Source organism: Streptomyces sp. NPDC008313, from assembly GCF_042956125.1.
Classification (GTDB): Bacteria; Actinomycetota; Actinomycetes; order Streptomycetales; family Streptomycetaceae; genus Streptomyces.
In genome coordinates, this window is sequence record NZ_JBIBFR010000013.1 from 40,923 (window position 1) to 63,346 (window position 22,424).

General features: G+C 72.0%; 24 protein-coding genes. 10 read left to right on the forward strand and 14 right to left on the reverse strand.

The window, feature by feature from the left end:
* Positions 1–62 precede the first annotated feature (62 nt).
* The gene (aroQ, locus tag ACFY93_RS18810; RefSeq protein ID WP_391360023.1) at positions 63–536 is read right to left on the reverse strand and encodes a type II 3-dehydroquinate dehydratase; all 474 of its coding nucleotides are present in this window, start codon (positions 534–536) and stop codon (positions 63–65) included.
* 119 nt (positions 537–655) lie between these two features.
* On the opposite strand from aroQ, the gene ACFY93_RS18815 reads away from it, so the two are divergent.
* Positions 656–1,702 (forward strand): LD-carboxypeptidase, encoded by a 1,047-nt coding sequence (locus tag ACFY93_RS18815; protein WP_391360025.1) that lies wholly within the window; start codon positions 656–658, stop codon positions 1,700–1,702.
* Positions 1,703–1,745: 43 nt separating this feature from the next.
* Here the strand turns inward: ACFY93_RS18815 and ACFY93_RS18820 are convergent, their stop codons facing one another.
* From ACFY93_RS18820 to ACFY93_RS18845, 6 genes are all read right to left on the reverse strand, one after another.
* On the reverse strand, positions 1,746–2,846 hold the full coding sequence (locus tag ACFY93_RS18820; RefSeq protein ID WP_391360028.1) for a calcium:proton antiporter: 1,101 nt from the start codon (positions 2,844–2,846) through the stop codon (positions 1,746–1,748).
* A gap of 47 nt (positions 2,847–2,893) precedes the next feature.
* Positions 2,894–3,886, reverse strand: a complete 993-nt coding sequence (locus ACFY93_RS18825) for a TerC/Alx family metal homeostasis membrane protein (protein WP_391360031.1) — start codon at positions 3,884–3,886, stop codon at positions 2,894–2,896.
* 328 nt (positions 3,887–4,214) lie between these two features.
* Positions 4,215–6,227 carry a TerD family protein gene (locus ACFY93_RS18830; RefSeq protein ID WP_391360034.1) on the reverse strand — a complete coding sequence of 671 codons (2,013 nt, stop codon included), beginning with the start codon at positions 6,225–6,227 and terminating at the stop codon, positions 4,215–4,217.
* A 47-nt stretch (positions 6,228–6,274) separates the two neighbouring features.
* Positions 6,275–6,853 carry a TerD family protein gene (locus ACFY93_RS18835; protein ID WP_391360037.1) on the reverse strand — a complete coding sequence of 193 codons (579 nt, stop codon included), beginning with the start codon at positions 6,851–6,853 and terminating at the stop codon, positions 6,275–6,277.
* Between the two features lie 211 nt (positions 6,854–7,064).
* Complete coding sequence (gene uvrB, locus ACFY93_RS18840; protein ID WP_391360039.1) at positions 7,065–9,194, reverse strand: excinuclease ABC subunit UvrB; 2,130 nt, start codon at positions 9,192–9,194, stop codon at positions 7,065–7,067.
* 59 nt (positions 9,195–9,253) lie between these two features.
* Positions 9,254–10,150, reverse strand: a complete 897-nt coding sequence (locus tag ACFY93_RS18845) for an MHYT domain-containing protein (protein ID WP_391360042.1) — start codon at positions 10,148–10,150, stop codon at positions 9,254–9,256.
* A gap of 279 nt (positions 10,151–10,429) precedes the next feature.
* Between ACFY93_RS18845 and ACFY93_RS18850 the strand changes: the two genes are divergently transcribed.
* Together ACFY93_RS18850 and ACFY93_RS18855 are read left to right on the forward strand one after the other, a co-directional pair.
* Positions 10,430–11,332, forward strand: a complete 903-nt coding sequence (locus ACFY93_RS18850) for a glycerophosphodiester phosphodiesterase family protein (RefSeq protein ID WP_391360045.1) — start codon at positions 10,430–10,432, stop codon at positions 11,330–11,332.
* A gap of 95 nt (positions 11,333–11,427) precedes the next feature.
* Entirely contained in the window at positions 11,428–11,988 is a 561-nt protein-coding gene (locus ACFY93_RS18855; RefSeq protein WP_391360049.1) for a methylated-DNA--[protein]-cysteine S-methyltransferase, read from the forward strand.
* A 40-nt stretch (positions 11,989–12,028) separates the two neighbouring features.
* On the opposite strand, the gene ACFY93_RS18860 is transcribed toward ACFY93_RS18855, so the two are convergent.
* Entirely contained in the window at positions 12,029–12,457 is a 429-nt protein-coding gene (locus ACFY93_RS18860; protein WP_391360051.1) for a VOC family protein, read from the reverse strand.
* Between the two features lie 103 nt (positions 12,458–12,560).
* Between ACFY93_RS18860 and ACFY93_RS18865 the strand changes: the two genes are divergently transcribed.
* The 3 genes from ACFY93_RS18865 (at position 12,561) to ACFY93_RS18875 (ending at position 15,665) form a co-directional block, all read left to right on the forward strand.
* Positions 12,561–13,466 carry a pseudouridine-5'-phosphate glycosidase gene (locus ACFY93_RS18865; RefSeq protein WP_391360054.1) on the forward strand — a complete coding sequence of 302 codons (906 nt, stop codon included), beginning with the start codon at positions 12,561–12,563 and terminating at the stop codon, positions 13,464–13,466.
* On the forward strand, positions 13,463–14,422 hold the full coding sequence (locus tag ACFY93_RS18870) for a PfkB family carbohydrate kinase (protein ID WP_391360057.1): 960 nt from the start codon (positions 13,463–13,465) through the stop codon (positions 14,420–14,422). The genes ACFY93_RS18865 and ACFY93_RS18870 overlap by 4 nt, the downstream gene beginning before the upstream one ends.
* A 112-nt stretch (positions 14,423–14,534) precedes the next feature.
* Entirely contained in the window at positions 14,535–15,665 is a 1,131-nt protein-coding gene (locus ACFY93_RS18875) for a CorA family divalent cation transporter (RefSeq protein ID WP_391360059.1), read from the forward strand.
* Between the two features lie 86 nt (positions 15,666–15,751).
* Here the strand turns inward: ACFY93_RS18875 and ACFY93_RS18880 are convergent, their stop codons facing one another.
* Complete coding sequence (locus ACFY93_RS18880; RefSeq protein WP_391360062.1) at positions 15,752–16,393, reverse strand: uridine kinase; 642 nt, start codon at positions 16,391–16,393, stop codon at positions 15,752–15,754.
* A 185-nt stretch (positions 16,394–16,578) separates the two neighbouring features.
* Between ACFY93_RS18880 and ACFY93_RS18885 the strand changes: the two genes are divergently transcribed.
* Entirely contained in the window at positions 16,579–17,058 is a 480-nt protein-coding gene (locus ACFY93_RS18885) for an anthrone oxygenase family protein (RefSeq protein WP_391360065.1), read from the forward strand.
* 224 nt (positions 17,059–17,282) lie between these two features.
* On the opposite strand, the gene ACFY93_RS18890 is transcribed toward ACFY93_RS18885, so the two are convergent.
* Both ACFY93_RS18890 and ACFY93_RS18895 read right to left on the reverse strand, forming a co-directional pair.
* Complete coding sequence (locus tag ACFY93_RS18890; RefSeq protein ID WP_391360068.1) at positions 17,283–17,543, reverse strand: DUF397 domain-containing protein; 261 nt, start codon at positions 17,541–17,543, stop codon at positions 17,283–17,285.
* Entirely contained in the window at positions 17,544–18,404 is an 861-nt protein-coding gene (locus tag ACFY93_RS18895) for a Scr1 family TA system antitoxin-like transcriptional regulator (protein WP_391360070.1), read from the reverse strand.
* A 236-nt stretch (positions 18,405–18,640) separates the two neighbouring features.
* Between ACFY93_RS18895 and ACFY93_RS18900 the strand changes: the two genes are divergently transcribed.
* Together ACFY93_RS18900 and ACFY93_RS18905 are read left to right on the forward strand one after the other, a co-directional pair.
* Entirely contained in the window at positions 18,641–19,318 is a 678-nt protein-coding gene (locus ACFY93_RS18900; protein WP_391360071.1) for an ATP-binding protein, read from the forward strand.
* Positions 19,309–19,746 carry a hypothetical protein gene (locus ACFY93_RS18905; protein WP_391360073.1) on the forward strand — a complete coding sequence of 146 codons (438 nt, stop codon included), beginning with the start codon at positions 19,309–19,311 and terminating at the stop codon, positions 19,744–19,746. The genes ACFY93_RS18900 and ACFY93_RS18905 overlap by 10 nt, the downstream gene beginning before the upstream one ends.
* Positions 19,747–19,983: 237 nt before the next feature.
* Here the strand turns inward: ACFY93_RS18905 and ACFY93_RS18910 are convergent, their stop codons facing one another.
* A complete protein-coding gene (locus ACFY93_RS18910; protein ID WP_391360076.1) occupies positions 19,984–20,157 on the reverse strand; it encodes a hypothetical protein in 174 nt (57 codons plus the stop codon).
* Between the two features lie 98 nt (positions 20,158–20,255).
* The gene (locus ACFY93_RS18915; RefSeq protein ID WP_391360078.1) at positions 20,256–21,104 is read right to left on the reverse strand and encodes a uracil-DNA glycosylase family protein; all 849 of its coding nucleotides are present in this window, start codon (positions 21,102–21,104) and stop codon (positions 20,256–20,258) included.
* 152 nt (positions 21,105–21,256) lie between these two features.
* On the opposite strand from ACFY93_RS18915, the gene ACFY93_RS18920 reads away from it, so the two are divergent.
* Positions 21,257–21,760 (forward strand): S4 domain-containing protein, encoded by a 504-nt coding sequence (locus ACFY93_RS18920; RefSeq protein WP_391360081.1) that lies wholly within the window; start codon positions 21,257–21,259, stop codon positions 21,758–21,760.
* A gap of 66 nt (positions 21,761–21,826) precedes the next feature.
* On the opposite strand, the gene ACFY93_RS18925 is transcribed toward ACFY93_RS18920, so the two are convergent.
* Positions 21,827–22,306: a DoxX family protein gene (locus ACFY93_RS18925; protein WP_391360083.1), complete on the reverse strand. Its 480-nt coding sequence runs from the start codon at positions 22,304–22,306 to the stop codon at positions 21,827–21,829.
* Positions 22,307–22,424: the final 118 nt, after the last annotated feature.

Genomic DNA, 22,424 nt, shown 5'->3' on the forward strand with positions numbered 1-22,424 from the left:
GGGGGACACCGTCTCCCCGGGAGACCCCGTCCTCCGGCCGGCGGCCCCGGCCCGCCCTCCCCTCAGGCCTCGGTCCGCCCCGGCCGGGCCAGCGCGGCGACCCGGTCCACGCCGAAGGCGTACCCCTGCGTCCCGCATCCCGCGATGACCCCGTCCGCACGGCGGGAGACGTACGAGTGGTGCCGGAACTCCTCGCGCTGGTGGATGTTGGAGATGTGGACCTCCACCACCGGCAGGCCGTCGCAGGTGTTGAGGGCGTCCAGGATCGCGACGGACGTGTGGGAGTAGGCGGCCGGGTTGATCACGATGCCGACGTGGTGCAGCCGGGCCTCGTGGATCCACTCCACCAGCTCGCCCTCGTGGTTGGACTGGCGGAAGTCCACCGTCGCTCCGTGCGCGGCCGCCGTCCTGACGCACAGGGCCTCCACGTCGGCGAGCGTGTCGGATCCGTAGATCTCCGGCTGGCGCTGCCCCAGGAGGTTCAGGTTCGGGCCGTTGAGGATCATGATGGGGGCGTCGGCGAGGGTGCGGGGCACGGCTACTCCGGTCCGTCGGGGCTGTCGGGGCTCTCGGGTCCGCGGGCCCGTCCGGGACCGGCGACCGGACCCGGTCTATCACGGTGCGGCGCGGCGGCGACGGCCCGTACCCTCCCGGCATGACGATCCCCGTGTACCCGGCCAAGCCCTCCCCCGGCGACCGGATAGCCGTCCTCTCACCGTCCGCGGGACTGCCGGGGCTCTTCCCGCTCCCCTACGAGCTGGGACTGCGGCGGCTGCGCGAGGAGTACGGCCTGGAACCGGTCGAGTATCCGGCGACCCGCAGGATGGGCTCGACGCCGCGGGAGCGGGCGGACGACCTGCACGCGGCGTTCGCCGACCCGACGGTGAAGGCCGTCATCGCGTCGATCGGGGGCGACGACCAGATCACGGTGCTGCCGCTGCTGGACCGGGAGCTGATCCGCGCCCACCCGAAGCCGTTCTTCGGGTACAGCGACAACACGAACCTCCTCGCCTACCTGTGGAACACCGGGATCGTCGGCTACCACGGCGCGTCGGTGATGTGCGAACTCGGCCGCCCCGGCGCCATGGACGCCCTGACCGCCGAGTCGCTGCGCGCCGCGCTGTTCACCTCCGGGCCCTACGAGCTGCGTCCCGCCGACCGCTTCGGCGACGTCGGCGGCCGGTGGGACGATCCCGCGACGTTCGAGTCCGAGCCGCCCACCGAGCCGGGCGGCGGCTGGACCTGGCACCGCGCGGACCGCGTGGTCGAGGCGCGCTCCTGGGGCGGCAACCTCGAGATCCTCGCCTGGATGCTGATGGCGGACCGGGAGATCGCGCGCGATCCCGCCGTGTACGACGGGCACGTGCTCTTCCTGGAGACCTCGGAGGAGCTGCCCAGCGGTACCGAGGTGTTCCGCGTCCTGCGCAACATGGGTGAGCGCGGACTGCTCCGGCGCTTCCCGGCGCTGCTGATGGCCCGGCCCAAGGCCTGGTCCTTCGAGCGGCCGAACGACGCCGGGGCGAAGGCCCGCTACACGCGCGAGCAGCACGAGGCGGTGCTCCGGGCCGTCGCCCTGTACGCCCCGGACATGATGGTCGTCCTCGACGTGGACTTCGGGCACACCCATCCTCAGCTGGTCATCCCCTACGGCGGCACCGTCCGGGTCGACGGACCGGCCCGGCGCGTCACGGTCACCTACTGACGGCGGCCCCGGCCGGTCCCCGGCATGACCCGGACGCGCGGCCCTATGGGTTGACGGCCAGTTCCAGGTAGGCGGCCAGCAGCACCAGGTGGACGCCACCCTGCAGCGGAGTGGCGCGCCCCGGGACGAACGTCAGGGAGCTGACCACGACGGTCAGCGCGAGCAGCACCATGTGGGTGGCGCCGAGCCCGAGTTCGAGCGGTCCGGAGAGCCAGACGGAGGCCAGGGCCACGGCGGGGATCGTCAGGCCGATGCTGGCCATCGCCGAGCCGAGGGCGAGGTTGAGGCTCGTCTGCACCCGGTCGCGCCGGGCCGAGCGCAGCGCGGCGATGGTCTCGGGGAGCAGCACGAGCAGCGCGATGACCACACCGACCGCGGAGTGCGGCAGGTCGGCCGCCGCGACGCCGGCCTCGATGGTCGGCGACACGCCCTTGGCGAGGCCGACGACGCCGACGAGCGCGAGTCCGAGCAGCAGCAGGCTGGCGAGGGCGTGCCGGGCGGACGGTGCGTCCGCGTGGCCCTCGGCGTCGATCACCTGGCCCTGCCGGGTGACCGGGAGGAAGTAGTCGCGGTGCCGCACGGTCTGCGTGGTCACGAACAGTCCGTAGAGGACCAGGGAGGACAGCGCGGCGAAGGTGAGCTGTGTCGTGGAGAACTCCGGTCCGGGCTTGCTGGTGGTGAAGGTGGGCAGTACGAGGCTGAGTGTGGACAGGGTCGCGACGGTGGCGAGGGCGGCGCCGGTGCCCTCCGCGTTGAACACGGCGGTCCCGTGGCGCAGTGAGGCGACGAGCAGGCTCAGACCGGCGATGCCGTTGCACGTGATCATCACGGCGGCGAACACCGTGTCGCGGGCCAGGGTCGCGCTCTTGTCGCCGCCGTCCGCCATCAGGGTGACGATGAGCGCCACCTCGATGACGGTGACGGCGACCGCGAGGACGAGGGAACCGAACGGTTCACCGACGCGGTGTGCGACGACCTCGGCGTGGTGGACGGCGGCGAGGACGGCTCCCGCCAGCACCACCGTCACCAGCCCCACGACGGCCGCGGGCAGGTCCCGGCCCCAGGTGAACGCGAGCAGGACCACCGCGAGCACCGGCACGACGACCGTCCACTGCGTCACGGGAGACCGAAGCGGAGCGATCATGCAGTGATCGTCCCAGTCACCTCACGGCCTCGCACTCCGTGACGCCGTCAGACATCGATGCTGTGCTTCGACGCGCTGTCCGTCGTCGAGCCGTCCCGGGCCGCCTTCCGGGACGCGGCCAGACTGGTGATCGTGGTGACGACGAGGACCGAGCAGATCACGCCCAGGGAGACGGGTATGGAGATCTCGGGGACGTGGACACCGGATTCGTGCAGCGCGTGCAGCACCAGCTTGACGCCGATGAAGCCAAGGATGACCGACAGGCCGTAGCTGAGGTGGACGAGCTTCCTGAGCAGGCCGCCGATCAGGAAGTACAGCTGCCGCAGGCCCATCAGCGCGAACGCGTTCGCCGTGAACACGATGTACGGGTCCTGGGTGAGGCCGAAGATCGCGGGGATCGAGTCGAGGGCGAAGAGGACGTCCGTGGTGCCGATCGCGAGCATCACGACCAGCATCGGCGTCATGACGCGCTTGCCGTTCTGCCGGATCCACAGCTTGGTGCCGTGGTACCTGTCGGCGACTCCGAAGCGCTTCTCGGCGGCCTTGAGCAGCCGGTTCTCCTCGAACTCCTCGTCGTCCCCGTCGGCACGGGCCTCCTGGATCAGCTTCCAGGCGGTGTAGATCAGGAACGCGCCGAAGATGTAGAACACCCACGCGAAGCTGGCGAGGATCGCCGCACCCGCCGCGATGAACACCGCGCGCAGGACCAGGGCTATGAGCACGCCGACGAGCAGGACGCGCTGCTGGTACTGCGAGGGGACCGCGAACTTCGCCATGATCAGGACGAAGACGAAGAGGTTGTCGACACTCAGGGACTTCTCGGTGATGAAGCCGGCGAAGAACTCTCCGGCGGGCTGTCCCCCGGAGAACAGGAACAGCCCGAGGCCGAAGAGCCCCGCCAGCGCGATCCAGACGACCGTCCAGATACCGGCTTCCTTGATGGACACGTCATGGGGCTTCCGCCCGATGAAGAAGTCGACCGCGATCAGTGCGGCCAGACCCACGATGGTCAGGACCCACAGGGTCAGAGAGACATTCATTGCGCCTCCGGCAGTAGGTAACGGCAGATGTCAGCGTCGTCGCCACCGGAGGTCTCTTCCACCCGGCGCCGCCGTGACGCGTGATGCGTGATGCGTCCGGCGGTGCGGGCCGGCGCCCCGGGATCTGGCCTGATCCGTATTGACGGGTACGCCGCAGCAGGTAGGGAGTACTCCCCTCCGTACGGAGAACAGTACCCGAATCGCCAAGGAAAGGTAAAGAGCTTGGTAAAGGGAAACCCAAAAGGCCAGCTCAGATGGCTTTACTGTTGCTTGACCATGGCCGCGCGGGCTCACGCCCAGGAGGCTCCACCGCCGGGCCCGCGGTCCGTCAGCGCCTCCAGGCCCGGCGGGCCTCGGCGACCTGGGTGAGCACCTGCCGGAGCACGTCGCTGCCCGCCGGGACGAGCGACGGCTCGTACGTCCAGGCGTGCCCGACCCAGGGGTCGGCGAGGTGGTCGTCGGGCACCGGGGTGATGCGCAGCAGGGAACGCCAGAGCGGGTCCAGGAGCGGTCCGTAGGCCGCGGCGTCCTCCCGGTCGGCGACCATCATGAGATGGACGCCCACGGCCGGGCCCTCGTCGGCGAGATACCGCAACTGGGTCACGGCCCGGTCGTCGAAGCCGTGCGGGAAGTCGTTGACGATCAGCAACTGCTCGGCGGTGTCGAGGTCCGGCGGCAGGGAGTCGGCGGCGCCGCCCCGCACGGCCATCTGCACGAGATCCACGCGCTGGGTGAGCCGGGCCAGGGTGTCGGCCACGCCCGCGGCACCCGCGGCGGGCTGAGCGGCCAGCACGCCCGCCCGCACCAGCGGAGCGAGGGCCGGGGCCCCGGAGCCGGCGGGGTCGATGGCGTGCACCGTGAACTCACCTGCGGGGTGGACCGCCAGCAGCCGGGCGGCGTGCGCCACCGCCGTGACCATGGCGAGCCGACGCACCTCGTCCGAGTCGGCGAGGGAATCCTCCAGCGACCCACGGCCGCTGTCGATCCACAGGCCGCGCTCCAACGGCAGCCGGACCAGCATGGGAATGCCCAGGCCCTCGCTCTCGGGCAGATGGAGATCGCCCAGCCGCAGGGCCATCGGCATCTCCATCGGCACCCGGTACCCGTGCCAGACGGGGTTGTCCCAGCGGGCGTACGCCGGAGGCAGGGCGGGCTCCACGACCTCGGCCTCGGCGGTGAGCTGGGCGAGGTCCCGGTCGAAGGCCTCCCTGGCCCGGTCGACGAGCTCGGCGTGCTTGGCGCGGGCCGCCTCGCGTGCGGCGTCGCCCTGCCCGCCGATCCGGCTGCGAGGGTCGGACAGGACCCTGTCCAGCTCCTGCTCCATCCGCGAGTCGGCGAAGTCGACGGCGCTGCGGTACGCCGCCGCGCTGCGGGCCAGGTCCTCGAACATGCCCCACACCTGGTTGTACAGCCGCTCCTCCGGCGACCAGCCGGTCGCGTCACCGGCGACGGGCCGGGCGGGCTGCCCGGGGGGAGCGGGAGGCGCGGTCGGCGGGGGCGAAGGCGGCGCCGAGGTGCGGCGGCCGGGGTGGCTGTAGTCGACCGGGCCGCCCGCCGCGGGCGGCTGGGGGACGGCGGAGCCGTCGGGCGCGGGGGCTCCCGGCGGGGTGGCGACGCCGTAGGGGTGGGTGGGCGGAGGGCCGACGGGGCGGTCCTGCTGCGGCGGCACGGCGCCGGGGGCCCCCTGGGCCGCCGGGCCGCCCTGGTCGGGACCGCCGGCCGAGGCGGCGGTCTGCCGCGAGCGGTCCCCCTCGGGGGAACGGGGCGGGGGCGCCGCCACCGAGCGGGCCAGGCCCTGCGCGACCGCTTCGTTGATGCTGCCCGCCAGCTGCGGGGCTTCGGCCAGGCCCTGGTCGGTGAGCAGCTCGGCCAGGCCGCCCGCGTAGCCCTGTCCGACCGCGCGGACCTTCCAGGCGTTCTGCCTGCGGTAGAGCTCCAGCGCGACCACGGCCGACTCGGTGTCGAGGCCGGTGATGGTGTAGCTGGCCACCTCTGAGCCGTCGAGGCCGGTGACCGCGACGAAGGGGGCGGCGACGGCGCCGAACCGGACCGGACCGCCGACACCGGGCGGCAGCGCGAGCAGCACGCTGACCCGGTGCACGGTCTCCGCCAGGGCGTCCAGGTCGAAGGCGAGGCGGTGGTCGGCCGCCGCCTGCCGGGAGACCTCCAGGCCGGGCAGCGTGGGCGCGCCCGGATGGGCCACCCACTCGACGCCGCGGATCCTGCCCTGCTCGTCGCTGAGCGCGGCCGCCGCCACGATCGGCCTTCCGGCCGAGACGCGGACCTCAAGTCGGACCTGGGAGAGCGGATGGTTCTGCCCCCGGACCAGCTCGGCCGTCATCGCCTTGTCCCCCTACGTCGCTTCGTGTCCTGTGTGACCGGATCCGCCTACAGGTGCGGCAGGATGGCCGGCATCAGGTCCTGGAACGTGCGGCCGTTGGCCGGCGTGCCGAGGGCCGTCATCTGCCATCCCGTGCCCGCCCGGTGCACCTTGGCCATGACCTGGGCGGTGTACTGCCCGCCGCCGGCCAGCGTGTAACGGGCGAGTTCCTGGCCGTTGGTCTCGTCGACCAGGCGGCAGAACGCGTTCTGCACCTCCTGGAACGTCTGGCCCGTGAAGGAGTTCACGGTGAAGACGATCTGGTCGATGTGGACCGGGACGCGCTGCAGATCGACGAGGATCGCCTCGTCGTCGCCGCCCTGGCCCACTCCGCCGACGAGGTTGTCGCCGGTGTGCCGCACGGAGCCGTCGTCGCTGACGAGGTGACGGAAGAAGACGACGTCGACGGGCTGCTTGTCCGCGAAGAGCACGGCGGAGGCGTCGAGGTCGATCTCCCGGGTGCGCGAGCCGAACAGCCCGCGCCGCGGGGCCGCCTGCCAGCCGAGCCCCATGCGCACCGCGGTCAGCGTGCCCCCGTCGTTCTTCTGAAGACTGATGGCCTGACCCTTGGTCATGTTGACCGTCACGCGCTGTTCCCCTCTCGAACTGTCCCCTGTTGCCGCGGAGTCCGCGGATGACCAGAACACTACGCAGCGGCACTGACAGTGCCGAACCCTGGAAGGGACTTTGTGTCGGTCTTGCAACACGGGGCGCCCCGCGGCGGCCGGGCCGGGCCCGCCGGGACGCCTCACCCGTCCCGGCCGTGCTCACCGGCCCGTCCCGCGCTCATGAGGCTCGTCAGGAGAGGCCGACCTCTCTCATCTGCCGCAGCTCCTTCTTCATCTCGGACACCTCGTCCCGCAGCCGGGCGGCGACCTCGAACTGCAGGTCCGCCGCGGCGGCCCGCATCCGCTCCGTCAGCTCCTCGATCTGCTCGGCCAGGGCGGCGGCCGGACGGTCGGTCGGAACCGCTTCCTTCCCCTTGCTCCTGGCGGACTTGGCGGCCTTCCCGCCGAGCGAGGGCACCGGGGCCTTGGCACCCTTGCCGTCCTTGGCCTTGCGGTAACCGGAGCCGAGCAGCTGCTCGGTGTCGACGTCCTCACGGGCGATCTGCGCGACGATGTCGTTGATCTTCTTGCGCAGGGGCTGCGGGTCGATGCCCCGCTCCGTGTTGTACGCGATCTGCTTCTCGCGGCGGCGGTTGGTCTCCTCGATGGCCTTCTCCATCGCCGGGGTGATCCGGTCCGCGTACATGTGGACCTGCCCGGAGACGTTGCGCGCGGCGCGGCCGATCGTCTGGATCAGGGAGGTGCCCGAGCGCAGGAAGCCCTCCTTGTCCGCGTCGAGGATCGACACCAGGGAGACCTCGGGCAGGTCGAGGCCCTCGCGCAGGAGGTTGATGCCGACGAGGACGTCGAACTCGCCCGCGCGCAGTTCGCGCAGCAGCTCGATGCGGCGGAGCGTGTCGACGTCGCTGTGCAGGTAGCGCACCTGGATGCCGAGCTCCAGGAAGTAGTCCGTGAGGTCCTCGGCCATCTTCTTGGTGAGGGTGGTGACCAGGACGCGCTCGTCCTTCTCGGTGCGCGTGCGGATCTCGTGCACCAGGTCGTCGATCTGGCCCTCGGTGGGCTTGACGACGACCTCGGGGTCGATCAGGCCGGTGGGGCGGATGATCTGTTCCACGTAGCCGTCGGCGCGGGAGAGCTCGTACTTGCCCGGGGTCGCGGAGAGGTAGACGGTCTGACCGATCCGCTTCTGGAACTCCTCCCACTTCAGGGGGCGGTTGTCGAGTGCGGAGGGCAGCCGGAAGCCGTGGTCGACCAGGGTGCGCTTGCGGGAGGCGTCGCCCTCGTACATGGCGCCGATCTGCGGCACGGTGTTGTGCGACTCGTCGATGACGAGCAGGAAGTCCTCGGGAAAGTAGTCGAGCAGCGTGTTCGGCGGGGAGCCGGGCTCGCGGCCGTCGAAGTGCATCGAGTAGTTCTCCACGCCGGAGCAGGAGCCGATCTGGCGGAGCATCTCGATGTCGTAGGTCGTCCGCATCCTCAGGCGCTGGGCCTCCAGCAGCTTGCCCTGCTTCTCCAGCTCGGCGAGCCGGCCCTCCAGCTCCTTCTCGATGTCGTTGACGGCGCGCTCCATGCGCTCGGGCCCCGCCACGTAGTGGGACGCCGGGAACACGTGCAGGGAGCTGTCGTCGCTGATCACCTCGCCGGTGAGGGGGTGGAGCGTGGAGAGGGCCTCGATCTCGTCGCCGAACATCTCGATGCGGACGGCCAGCTCCTCGTAGACCGGGAAGATCTCGATGGTGTCGCCGCGGACCCGGAAGGTGCCCCGGGTGAAGGCCAGGTCGTTGCGGGTGTACTGGATGTCGACGAAGCGGCGCAGCAGGTCGTCGCGGTCGATCTCGTCGCCGACCTTGAGCTTGACCATCCGGTCCACGTACTCCTGGGGAGTACCCAGGCCGTAGATGCAGGAGACGGAGGCGACCACGACCACGTCGCGGCGCGTCAGCAGCGAGTTGGTCGCGGAGTGGCGCAGGCGCTCGACCTCCTCGTTGATCGAGGAGTCCTTCTCGATGTAGGTGTCCGACTGCGGAACGTACGCCTCGGGCTGGTAGTAGTCGTAGTACGAGACGAAGTACTCGACCGCGTTGTTCGGCAGCAGCTCGCGGAACTCGTTGGCCAGCTGGGCTGCCAGTGTCTTGTTCGGCGCCATGACGAGCGTCGGGCGCTGGAGCTTCTCGATCATCCAGGCCGTGGTGGCGGACTTGCCGGTGCCGGTCGCGCCGAGCAGGACGACATCCTTCTCACCTGCGCGGACACGCCTGTCCAGGTCGGCGATGGCCGCGGGCTGGTCACCGCTCGGCTGGTAGGGACTGACGACCTCGAAGGGCGCCACCGAACGTTCGATCTTGGATACGGGCCGCATGCAATCCACCGTACGACCCCGCACTGACAACGGGGCGCGATCAGCGCCTCGGGGCCGGATCAGCGGCTCTGCGGTGTGCGGTGATCACGGTGGCTGTGGTGCTCGTGGTGGTCGCGGCGGCCCGGGCGCCGGCCGGGGTGGGGCGCGGGGTGGCGCACGGTGTGCGGCGGGACACCGCGGGCCGGGACGCCGGGCTTGGTCTCGGCCGGGGTCCAGTCGGGTCGGCCCATCACCATCAGCGGATCGAACATGACCACGACGCCCGCGAGGAGCAGGAAGGCCAGCGGGCCGACGAGCAGCGGCGCGAGGAGGGTCGCCGGCGAGTCACCGGGCGGGGTGGCGCCGGTGGCGCCGTGCAGATGGACGCTGAGGGCCGCCATGCCCGTGTAGTGCATTCCGCTGACGGCGAGCCCCATGACCAGGCTGGCGCCGACACTCCACAGGAACCCGCGGACCTGCCCGGCAGCCCAGAGGGCGGCGGTCGCGGCGGCCATCGCGATGACGACCGAGGCGGAGACGGTCAGGGTGTTGTACGTGAGGTCCCCGTTGAGGCGCATTCCGGCCATCCCCAGGTAGTGCATCGAGGCGACGCCGAGACCGGTGATGGTGCCTCCGGTGAAGAGGGCGGCTCCGGACGCTCCGCGGTGGCCGACGATGAAGATCCCGACGCCCACCATGACGATGGCCACGCCCAGGCTCGCGAAGGTCAGCGGCTTGTCGTAGTGGACGGGGGTCTCCTCGACCGTGAACCCCATCATCGCGACGAAGTGCATGGTCCAGATGCCGGAGCCGATCGCCGCCGAGCCGAGGGCGAGCCAGCCGGACCGCCAGGAGCGGGCGACGAGCATGGACCTGGTGGTGCAGCGCAGTCCCAGCGCGCCACCCAGGCAGGCCATGAGATAGGCCACCAGCGGCGTGACGAGACCGTAGCTGAATCCGTCGACCGTTCCCTGCATCTGCGGCCGCCCTTCCGCCCTGTTACTCCCGGAAATCCCTGAAATGCCCCCTACCCTCGGGGCCGCCGCAGCGGTCGGGGTCGAGGCAGAGAGTATGACTCCCGCCGGAACGGTCGAACGATTTTCCGGCAAAGAATCACGTCTTCGCCGCACTTGTGCGGTGGCCGTGCACGGATTAGGGCGCCTCCATTCAATTCGCGGCCATCCCCAGCCCCCCTCGCGTTGACCGTCCGCTGTCAACCTGAAGCGGTCCGTGATCGATCGACGCGAGGAGAACGCATGTACGCGCGTGTCGCCGCCATCACCGCGGCGCTCATGGGGGGCACCGCGCTGACGGTGCCCCACGTATCCGCCGCTCCGGCCGAGACGGTGCCCCACGTCCCCGCCGCTCCGGCCGCCGCCCCCGGTCCAATGATCATCTCGCACCGCGGAGCCTCCGGCTACGCGCCCGAGAACACCCTGGCCTCCATCGACAAAGCCGCCGACCTGGGCTTCAGCTGGGTCGAGAACGACGTCCAGCGCACCAAGGACGGCGAACTCGTCGTCATCCACGACGCCACCCTGGCCCGCACGACCGACGCCGAGCAGCGGTACCCGGGCCGCGTCCCCTGGCGGGTCGCGGACTTCACGGCTGCGGAGATCTCCCGTCTGGACGCGGGCAGCTGGTTCGGCTCCCGGTACGCGGGCGCGCGCGTGCCGACGCTGGAGCAGTACATGCGCCGTGTCACCCGCAACCACCAGAAACTCGTCCTGGAGATCAAGAACCCCGAGCTCTACCCGGGCATCGAGAAGCAGACCCTCAAGGTGCTGAGCAACGAGGGGTGGCTCGACCGGGCCCACGTCGAACACAAACTGATCGTCCAGAGTTTCAGCGCGGACGCCGTCCGGACGGTCCACACACTGCGGCCCGGCGTCACGACGGCCTTCCTCGGGACGCCGAAGACCTCGGAGCTGCCCGCGTACGCACGCTTCGCCGACCGGATCAACCCCTCCTACGCGACGCTGTCGACCCGCTACGTTGCCGCGGTCCACGCGATCGACGGGCCGCACGGCAGGCCGCTGAAAGTCCTCACCTGGACGGTGAACGACGCGGCCACCGCCCGGCGCGTCCACGGCTACGGAGTGGACGGCGTCATCACGAACAAGCCGGACGTGGTCCGCGGGGCCGTACGCGGCCACTGACCCGGCACCTGGAAGGCGGCCCCCCGCCCGTGGCGCCGGCGCGGCGACGCGTCTGGCCCACGGGCGATGTCAGTGCCGCCCCCTACGGTGGGCGTATGGACAACCACGGGCAGGGCCGGGACGGGCAGCGGGTCGTGTACACCGTCCTCGACACGGACATCGGGCCGCTGATGCCGGCCGCGACACCCGCCGGGCTGGTCAGTGTGGTCTTTCACGCCGCGGGCACAGTGCGCGAACGGGCACTCGACCGCCTCGCGTCCTCGCTCGGCTCGCACCCCGTCGAGGCGCCGGACCACGCCCTGCTGGCCGAGGCAACCCGGCAGCTGGAGGCGTACTTCGCGGGCGGGCGGCGGGCCTTCGAGCTGCCGCTGGACTGGTCGCTGATATCCGGGTTCAACCGCCAGGTGCTGCGCGAGCTGGCGTCCGGCGTGCCGTTCGGCACGGTCGTCGGTTACGGCGACCTCGCCGACCGGGTGGGCCGGCCCGGGGCGGCGCAGGCCGTGGGGATGGCCATGGGCGCGAACCCGCTGCCCGTGATCGTGCCGTGCCACCGGGTCGTCGAGAGCGACGGCGGCATCGGCGGGTTCGGGGGCGGACTCGAGACCAAGCGGAAGCTGCTCACCCTGGAGGGCGTGCTGCCGCAACCGCTGTTCTGAGCCCGCCCGTCGCGCCGTTCCTCCCCGGACGCGCGCTCCGCTACGCGTAGTGCCTGGCCTCGAAGACGTTGCCGTCCGGGTCACGGAAGTAGAAGCTGCGCCTGGCCTCGCCCCTGGCACCGAAGGAGTCGTAGGAGAAGTCCGACAGGGGGACGCCCTGGTCCTCGAGGCGGGCCCGCAGCGTGTCGAAGCCCTCCTCGCCGAGCGAGAGGCACACGTGGTTGACGGGATGACCCGCACTGTCGCCCGCCCCGGGCAGCATGTTCATGCCCTCGACCAGGGTGAGCGGCGCGAGGTCGAAGATCGTCTCCTCGTTGAGACGCACGGAGGGGAAGGACACCTTCCCTTCCGTGTACTCGGTGATGCGCAGGGGCTCCAGGCCCAGCGTCTTCTCGTAGAAGCCCGCCGCGGCGACCGGGTCACGCACCCAGAGGACGACGTGGTCGAGACGTGTCGTGTTGTCCGTCATGCCTCCAGGCTGGTGCTCCACAGGGCGCAGGGCAAGGGTTTGGTTTGGCCGGGCCCGCGGCCCGCCAGAGATCAGGGATACGCGACTGACGGGAGGCAGGCACGTGCTGGTGGTGTCCGAGGAAGTACGGGAGGCGCTCGCAGCGCGCCGCCCGGTGGTGGCCCTGGAATCGACGATCATCGCTCACGGCCTGCCACGTCCACGCAATCTCCAGGTGGCTCTCGAGCTGGAGGAGGCCGTACGGGACGAGGGCGCCGTGCCTGCGACGATCGCCGTCCTCGACGGACGGCCGCACATCGGTCTGGACGGCGAGCAGCTGGAAAGGGTCGCGAACGAGGACGGGATCCGCAAGCTCGGGCACCGCGACCTGGCACCGGCGGTGGCGGCGGGCGCGAGCGGGGCGACGACCGTGTCCGCCACGGCTCGGCTCGCCGCCGGCGCGGGACTGCGGGTGTTCGCGACGGGGGGGCTCGGCGGGGTGCACCGGGAGTGGACGGCCACCCAGGACGAGTCCGCCGACCTGGGGCTGCTGGCGCGCACGGGGATCACGGTGGTGTGCGCGGGCGTGAAGTCGATCCTCGACGTCCCGGCCACCCTTCAGCGCCTGGAGACCCTGGGCGTCACCGTGGCCGGTTACGGCACGGCACGTTTCCCCGGCTTCTATCTGTCGGACTCGGGGCATCCGGTGGACTGGACGCTGTCGTCACCGGAACAGGTGGCCCGGGTGATGCGCGCCCAGGACGCCCTGGCGGGGCCGGAGTCGGCGCTGATCGTCGTTAACCCCGTACCCGAGGACGAGCAGCTCGATCCCGTACTGCACGCGCGCGTGCTCGACGAGGCGCTGCGCGCGTGCGCGGCCGAGGGCGTGACGGGGCAGGCCGTGACGCCGTTCCTGCTCGACCATCTGGTGCGGCACACCGACGGCGCCTCTCTGGAGGCCAATCTGGCGGCGGTGCGCGGCAACGTGCGGCTCGCCGGCCGGATCTCCGCGGCGTGGGCCCGGGGGTGAGCGATACGGGGCGCGGCGGGACCGGCTCCGGTACGCGGCCGGACGACGGGGCACTGCTGGTCGTCGGTGACGTCGTCACCGACGTCGTCGCTCTGCACCGGGGGCCGCTCGCGTCGGGCACCGACACGGTCGCGACCATCCGGACCGTGCCGGGCGGCGCCGGCGCCAATGTCGCCTGCTGGGCGGCGCATCGCGGCGCGGTGGACGTGCGGCTGCTCGGCCGGGTGGGCACGGACTCGGCGGCCTGGCACCGGCGGCAGCTGACGGCGTGCGGCGTACGCCCCCTGCTCGTCGCCGATCCGCTGATGCCGACCGGGACGGTGATCTGTCTCGTCGACGGGGGTTCGTCGGCCGAGCGCACGTTCCTCACGGACAGCGGGGCAGCGTTGCGGCTGGGGCCGGACGACTGGTCGCCGGACCTGCTCGACGGTGTCGGACGGCTGCATCTGTCCGGCTATCTGTTCTTCTCCGCTCCGGGCCGGGACCTGGTGACGGCGGCTGTGGAGTCGGCCCGCGCGCGCGGCGTGCCGGTGAGCGTGGATCCGGCGTCGGAGGGGTTTCTCCGAGACCTCGGCGTGGACCGGTTCCTCGCCCTGGCCGAGGGCGTCGACATCCTGCTGCCGAGCCGTGCCGAGGCGGCCCTTCTGACGGGGCTGCCGGATCCGGCGGACGCGGCGGCCGAGTTGAGCCGACGGATCCCGCTGGTCGTCGCCAAGCAGGGTGCGGACGGAGCTCTGGTGGCCGGGTCGGGCTCGGTCCTGGCCCGTGTCCCCGCCGTCCCCGCGAGGGCCCGCGACACCACGGGTGCCGGTGACGCGTTCACCGGGGCGTTCCTGGCCGCGCTTCTCTCGGGGGCGGCACCCGAGGAGGCGGCGGCGCACGGATGCCAGGCGGGCGCGTCGGCGGTGCGAGGGGTGGGCGGAAGACCTCCGGGAGGACGTCCGACCAGCCCATGAGCGAAACGGAACATTCCGTTCCCACAGGCTTGTTCGGCGATCGCCGCGGACTGGCAGACTTCCCGCCAAGGCGCGGAGCACGGCGCGAGAGGACTCGGGCGAGGAGATCCAGATGTCCATGGCAGGGAATCTGCGGAGGGTCACGGGGCTCGGCAAGGCCGGCCGGCTCCGCGGCGGGGTCGCGCGGCTGACCGGGCGGCGCGACCGTGTCGACCTGAGTCACCCGGCCCGGTCCCCGCTCGGCAGCGCGGTCGTGAACTGCGTGTCGTACCAGGACGGGGAACGGGTCCCCGGCGGCCGTGATCTCGTCGACACCGTGCGGCGGATCCGCCGGAGCGACGAGGGGTTCGTCTGGCTGGGCCTGCACGAGCCGACCGACGAGGAGTTCGCGGACATCGCGGACCTCTTCGATCTCCACCCCCTCGCCGTGGAGGACGCGGTCCACGCGCACCAGCGCCCGAAGGTGGAGCGCTACGACGAGACGCTGTTCGCGGTGTTCAAGACGGTCTGCTACGTCGAGCACCAGGAGCTCACGGCGACCAGCGAGGTGGTCGACACCGGCGAGATCATGGTCTTCGTCGGCCACGACTTCGTCATCACGGTCCGCCACGGCCGGCACGGCTCCCTGGGGCCGCTGCGCGAGGAACTGGAGGCCGACGCCGCGCAGCTCGCCAAGGGCCCGGCGGCCGTGCTGCACGCGATCGCGGATCATGTGGTCGACGAGTATCTGCACGTGACGGAGGCCGTGCAGGCGGACATCGACCAGGTCGAGACGGACGTGTTCGCACAGGACGGTGCGCGGGCCGACCCGGGCCGCATCTATCAGCTCAAGCGTGAACTGCTCGAACTGAAGCGGGCGGTGGTCCCGCTCGGGCGTCCCGTCCTGGATCTCGCCACGCGTCCGGTCCGGGTGGTGGACCCGGAGATACAGGCCTACTTCCGGGACGTCTCCGACCATCTGCTGCGGGCCACCGAGCAGATAGCCGCCTTCGACGAACTGCTCAACTCGATCCTGCAGGCGCACCTCGCCCAGGTGACGGTGGCACAGAACGAGGACATGCGGAAGATCACGGCGTGGGCGGCGGTCATCGCCGTGCCGACGATGGTCTGCGGTGTGTACGGCATGAACTTCGAGCACATGCCCGAGCTGCACTGGCGGTACGGCTACGCCATGGTCCTCGGTGTGATCGCCGCCGCGTGCTTCGTCCTCCACCGGGGCTTCCGGCGCAACAACTGGCTGTGAGGACCGGACACCCGCTCCGCTCCGCACCGGACGCCAGGCTCAGCTCGGCCGCCCGCACGGCACCGCTCGGCCGCGTTCGGGACCGGTCAGCCGTTCCACGCCGGGTGGCGCGGGTCGTCGGCCCGCACCAGCACGTCGGCCGTGCCGCCGGGGTCCGTCTCGTCCTCGTAGCGCTCGAAGGCGGGCAGGCTCCACTGTTCGGCCTGCGGGGTACGGCGGCGCAGGGCGCCCGGCGAGAGCCGGACGTGGACGCTGAGGTCGAACGGGAACCAGTGGCGCAGGAGGAGGGGCCCGTGCAGCAGGAGCAGCCCGCCGGGCGGCAGCCGCACGTAGGGACTGCGGGTGGCTCGGTCGGTGGCGGGGTCCCAGAGGTCGGGCAGCACCCGTCCGTCGCCACCCGGTTCGAGGGGGCCGAAGACCTCCCGCCACAGGGCACGGGTGTCGAACCAGCCGTCGTAGTAGGCGTCGATGTCCTCGTGGCCGTACTCGAACCGCAGCGACGCGGGGCGCAGGAAGCCCTCGGTCCCGACGACGAGCGACGGCCTCCCGTGCACACGGAGTGCCTCGGACACACGGTGTGCGAGGTCCCCGGGGCGCGCGGCCGGAGCGCCGTCGAAGGCGATCCTCGGCCAGGAGCCGCCGTCGCCGGGTTCCAGCGCGAGCAGCCGCTCGGCGAGCAGGTCGCCGAGCCGTTCCCAGGTGATCGCTTCGAGTCGCACAGAGCCCATGATGCCGCGCCGCCGCGCGCGGCCCGCGAAACCGGAGGCCGTCGCAGGGGGCGGGTGCTGGACGGCCGCGTATGCGGGCGCACGTCCTGGCCATGGTCGCCGCCCCCGCGCCGGGCTTCACTGGTGGGACGGCGGAAGACGCCCCGGGCCCCGGCCCGGCTGATCACGACGGGAGTCGGGTGGGCATGATCGAGGGACCGTACTTCGTCCTCACACTGCTGGGGGTGCTCGGAACCGGGCTGGTGGCCGGGGTGTTCTGCGGGTTCTCGGCCTTTGTGATGCGAGGACTGGCGACGCTGCCGCCCGCGCAGGGGGTGGCGGCGATGAAGGCGGTCAACGTGGCCGCGGTCCGTCCGCCGTTCATGGCGCTGTTCGCCGGGTCGGCGCTGCTGTGCGCCGTCCTCGCCGTGGTCACGTTCATACGGTGGCCCGGGGACGGAGCGGTGGAGATGCTCCTGGGCAGCGCGCTGTATCTGCTCGGCTCGTTCGGGGTGACCGCCGCGGCCCACGTGCCGCGCAACGACCGACTGGCCGCCCTGGCTCCCGGTGCCGCGGAGACCGCGGACCACTGGCGTGCGTACGTGACTGGGTGGACGGCCTGGAACCACGTCCGTACGGTCGCGTCGTCCGCGGCGGCACTGTCGTACGTGCTGGCCCTGACGTGAGGGTGGCGGGCTCCCCGCACGTCACCGGTGGTGCGGTGAGGCGCGGAAAGCCCGCCGGTCCTCGAAGGGGTCGAGGTCGTCAGGGGTTTGAGGGTCCGTCAGAAGCGGACGAGCCGGTATCGGCTTCGGGGCGGTTCGTGTGGCATTTAGCAAGGGTGCGCAAGAGGGCCGGTAGCGGATGGACGGCCGGGGCGCGGGCCTGCCGGCAAGGAGCCGGCGTGCCGTCAGGAGAGGAGGAAGTCGGCCGCCCCCGCCTTCGCGCCCTGGATGAACGCGGTGATCTCGCCGGGTGTGTAGATCAGGGCGGGTCCGTCGGGGTCGGCGGACTGACGGACGGCTATCCGGCCGTCGGCGAGCTTCATCGCCTCCAGGCAGTTGCCGCCGTTGCCGCCGCTCCACGGCTTGTGCCAGCCCTCACTGCCGAGTTCGCGGGCGGGCATGCCGTTGTAGACGCGTTTCCGCGCCTTCGGGCCATTGCGATCCATTCACAGCTCCTTGCGGAGATCCCGGAGGATCTCCTTCGTGCGTTGCGCCGTGGCGGCCTGGGCCGCCATGCGGTCCATGACCTCGAGGTGGGTCGCCACCTCCGGGCGCGCGTCCAGATAGACCGCGCCGGTCAGGTACTCGCTGTACACCATGTCCGGCAGTTCGGGCATGGCGAATCGGAAGAGGACGAAGGGCCCGTACGTGCCCGGGTGCGGCCCCGAGGAGAACGGGGCCACCTGGAGTGTCACGTTCGGCAGCTTCGTCGCCTCGAGCAACCGGTCGATCTGAGCGCGCATCACCTCGGGGCCGCCGACCGGGCGGCGCAGCGCGGTCTCGTCCATGACGATCCAGATCCGCGGCGCGTCCTCGCGGGTGAGCAGTTTCTGACGCTGCATCCGCAGGGCGACGTGGCGCTCGATGTCGTCGGGCCGCGTCTGCCCGATGGCGCCCGACTTCAGGACACCGCGGGCGTAGTCCTCCGTCTGCAGCAGGCCGGGGACGAAGTGCGGTTCGTAGGCGCGGATGAGGGCGGCGGCGCCCTCCAGGCTGACGTACATCGAGAACCAGCCCGGCAGGATGTCGTGGAACCGCTGCCACCAGCCGGGCCTGTTGGCCTCCTCGGCCAGCGTGACGAACGCTTCGGCCTCTTCGTCGCCGACGCCGTACGACTTCAGCAGGAGCTGGAGGTAGGGGATCTTGAGGGAGACCTCGGCCATCTCCATCCGGCGGACCGTGGCGGGTGCGACGCGCAGCACGCGCGCGGCTTCCTCGCGCTTGAGTCCGGCGCGTTCCCGCAGGTCCAGCAGGCGTCGGCCGAGGACGACCTGGCCGACCGTCGGCGCCGACCGCGGTTCGCTCACGTCCACCCTCCCTTTGAGTCCTGACAACCCGTCACCTGGGTCCGGCTGAACCCGGCCGATGTCCCGGCGACCGGGTCCGGACAGCCCGGCGGCGCCGTTCAAGGACCTTCTCCCAGGTCCCAACTGGCGCCGCTCGTCATGCTGTTGTGAGCAGTGTGCCACGCGCTTCCACAGAGTCACACAGCACTCTGCATTTTTCATAGTGGCACTTGCCAAGTGTTCACGACGGGGCGATAGTGGCAAGCGTGATTCCGCCCGCGCCGTTAGGAACAGACGCCGCCGAAGACCGTTCCGGTCTGCGTGCCGCCACCCCATGGGTGACCGCCGACGCGGCCGCCGAGCGCCGGTTCCGCTTCGAGCTGGCCGCCCATCCGGGCGCCGTGTCGCGGGCCCGGAGTCTGACGCGTGCCCGGCTCTCGGGCTGGGCGGTCTGCGAGGACACCTGTGAGACGGCAGCGCTCGTCGTGTCCGAACTGGTCACCAACGCGATCGTGCACACCGCGAGCGCGCACGTCGTCTGCGAGCTGCACGACGACGACGAGCTCGTGCGGATAGCCGTCCGTGACGAAGGATGCGCTCCGGGTGAGCCGCACCCCTCGCCGCAGAGGCCGGAGGAGGAGCACGGGAGGGGATTGCTCCTCGTCTCGGCCGTCTGCAGGGCTTGGGGGGCCTTGGAGACGGGCCCCGGCCTGCTGGTCTGGGCGGAACTCCCCCGCACGCCGCAGCCGTACGACGCCGTCGGCACGGCCGGCACCGTCGACGCCGGCACGTGGACAGGACCGGGACCCGGACGGGACACCGGCTTTGGCACCGGCGCCCGCCTCGACCTGGGGTGGGGCGCGAAGAAACCGCCGTCCGAGGGCGGCGGCTCCGGACAGGACACACCGCGCGACGCGGAGGCCGAATGGGTGTGACACCGAGCGGTGGAAGGACCCTGAGCCTGGACACGCTCGTCCGCGTCAAGCGCGAGCAGCGTGAGGCTGAGGCGTCGCGCCGGCTCGTCCTGCCCGAGGAGATGACCACCCCGCTGGGATGCGACGCGGTGGCGGTGCCCGCGGACCTCGGGCCCCTGCTGATGCCGCGGCTGCCCCGCGTGGGCTGCGTGTACGACGACGGCACGCACTGGTGGTGGATCGTCCCGTCCGACTCGGACTACGCCCTGGAGTGGCCCGCGCCCTCGCACTACGCCGCGGGAGCGCTGGTTCCGGACGCCCCGCGCACTCCCCGGCTCATCCACCACCCCGGCGGGACGATCCCGTACACGCCGCCGATCCCCCTCTATCTGACCCTGTGCCGTCTGACGGGCGTCACGCCCGCCTGGTCGCACACGGTCAGCGCCTGACTCCATCCCCGGCGCGGCCCGGACGGACCAGCGGACGGTTCGCGGCGCGGCGGCCGGCCCGCCTTCCGTACCCGGCGGGCCGCCGCCACCCCGGCGCCGCTCGCACGCTCCCGCCCTGGGAGCCGGACGGCCCGCGCCACCGAAACCCCGACCCGACCCGACCCGACCCGTCCCGATCCGGCCCGCGCCACGGGGACCCGGCCGCCGCCGCGTCCCCGGGGCTCCCGGCCGTCGGCGTCAGTCGCCGGCCTCCATGCCTCTCGCGACCACCAGGAACGTGTCCGTGGCGAGATCCATGACGACCTCGACGGTCTGGCCCTCCAGGCGGCGCGCGTGCGCGAACTCCTCCGCGGGCCACGATCCGCGCGGCCCACCGGCGGGAAAGCGCTCCAGCACCGTACGACCGTTCACCCTGCACCTCCACGTCGCGTTGTACTCGTAGAGTCAAACGCCCCGCATGGGGTGAACGGCTCGCCCCGTGACGCTACTGAGACGCAGTCGACACCTGGTCACAGGCCTCCCGGCGCCCGCCGGGCCTCCGGTTTCGTCGGCAGCCCCGCCGCCTCGGCCGCCGTACGCAGCACGTCCCGGAGCATCGCCGGGGTCAGCCGTCCGGTGAAGGTGTTCCGCTGGCTGACGTGGAAGCATCCGTAGACGCCGAGCGGGTCCGGGCCGCCCTCCCGGACGGACGGGAGTGCGACCCGCGCCCCGTGGGCGAAGGCGGGCCGCGGCCGCGGCACCTCCCAGCCCGCCTCCGTGAACGCGGGCAGCGCCGACTGCCATCCGAACGCCCCGAGCACGACCACCGCCCGCAGCGTGGGCCGCAGCAGCTCCAGTTCCCCGACGAGCCAGGGGCGGCAGGTGTCGCGCTCCCCCGGCGTCGGCTTGTTGGCCGGCGGGGCGCAGTGCACGGGCGAGGTGATCCGTGTGCCGCGCAGGGTCAGGCCGTCGTCGGCGTGAACGGCCGTGGGTCGCGACGCGAGGCCGATCTCGTGCAGCGCCTCGTACAGCACGTCCCCGGAGCGGTCGCCGGTGAACATCCGGCCGGTCCGGTTCGCGCCGTGCGCGGCCGGGGCGAGTCCGACGATCAGCAGTGAGGCGTCGGGCGGCCCGAAGCCGGGGACCGGCCGGCCCCAGTAGGTCCAGTCGGCGAAGGCCGCCCGCTTCACCCGGGCCACCTCCTCGCGCCACTCGACGAGCCTCGGGCACGCCCGGCAGTGGGTGATCCGCTCGTCCAGCGCGGCCAGGCCACCTGCCGTGCCACCCTTGCCGTCCGCGCCACCCTTGCCGTCCGCGACCGCCTTGCCGTCCGCCCTGCCGCCGCCGTCCGTACCGCCCGTACCGTCCACGCCGTCCATGGCTCCACCGTACGGCCGGGGTGACGGGCCGCCGACGCCCCTCGCCCGGCGGCCACGGGCCGGGCGAGGGGAAGGCGCGGGCGGGTGCGGGCTGGTGCGGGGACGGAAAAAGCGGTCCGGTGCGGCCGTCCCGGAGAGCTATCGTCGGGGGCATGGCATCTGAGGACGCTGACGAGGGCAGGGACGACGGCCGCGGAGCGGGCGGCGCCGACGCGGTCGCGGCCGCCGGACCGGCGGCCGGCGAGAGCGTGCGCGTCGACAGCTGGATCTGGTCCGTACGCCTGGTCAAGACCCGTTCCATGGGCGCCACCGCCTGCCGCGGCGGGCACGTCCGGGTGAACGGCGAGCGCGTCAAGCCCGCCTACGGGGTGCGTGCCGGCGACGAGGTGCGCCTGCGGCACGGCGGCCGCGAGAGGGTGGTGATCGTGAAGCGTGTGATCCGCAAGCGGGTCGGCGCGCCCGTCGCGGTCGAGTGCTACGTCGACAACAGTCCGCCGCCACCGCCCCGCGAGGCCGTGGCCCCGGCGGGCATCCGCGATCGCGGAGCCGGCCGCCCGACCAAGCGCGACCGCCGCGAGCTGGAACGCCTGCGCGGATTCGGCGCCCCCGACTCCACCCCGGACGACATCGCGCCCGGCCGCCCGCAGCACCATTGACGAGACAACAGCGCGAGTAGGGGCTCCCCGGCGGCCGGGGAGCCCCCACTCGCGCTCGCGTCGGACTCAGACGCGTCGTCGCACCAGCCGGATCAGCTCCACCGTGTGGTGGCGCCGGGCCCAGGCGATCACGGCGAGCGGCAGGATCAGGACCAGCGGGGTAACCACGTACGGACCGTGCAGCACCATGAGGTTCACGACGAACGCGCCCACCATCAGCGCGCCGAGTGCCGTCGCGGCCACCGAGGACAGCAGCGGGATCACCAGGGCGACGGCCCCGGCCAGCTCCAGCGCGCCGATGGCGTACATGCCCGGGTCGCCCCAGCCCAGCTCCTCGAACGGCTCGACGGCGCTCGGGTGCGCCATCAGCTTGGGCAGAGCGCTCGCGACCCCGTAGAAGAGGGCGAGCACGATCTGCAGCGCGCCCAGCGACAGCCCGGCACCGCGGGACCGGGGAACGCGGGCGGCGTCACGGCGTCCCTGCGCGGCGGTCCGGGCGGCGGAGGGGGACGCGACCTGGGCGAGGGGGACGGTGGTCTCGGACATGGAGATCTCCTGTGTGAAGCGGTGCCGTGATGCACGGCGCCGGTCGGCGGCGCCGTGCCGCTGTCACAGAAGGAGACCGGGCGACGGTGCGAAACTCATCGCCAGTGAACGGAACGTT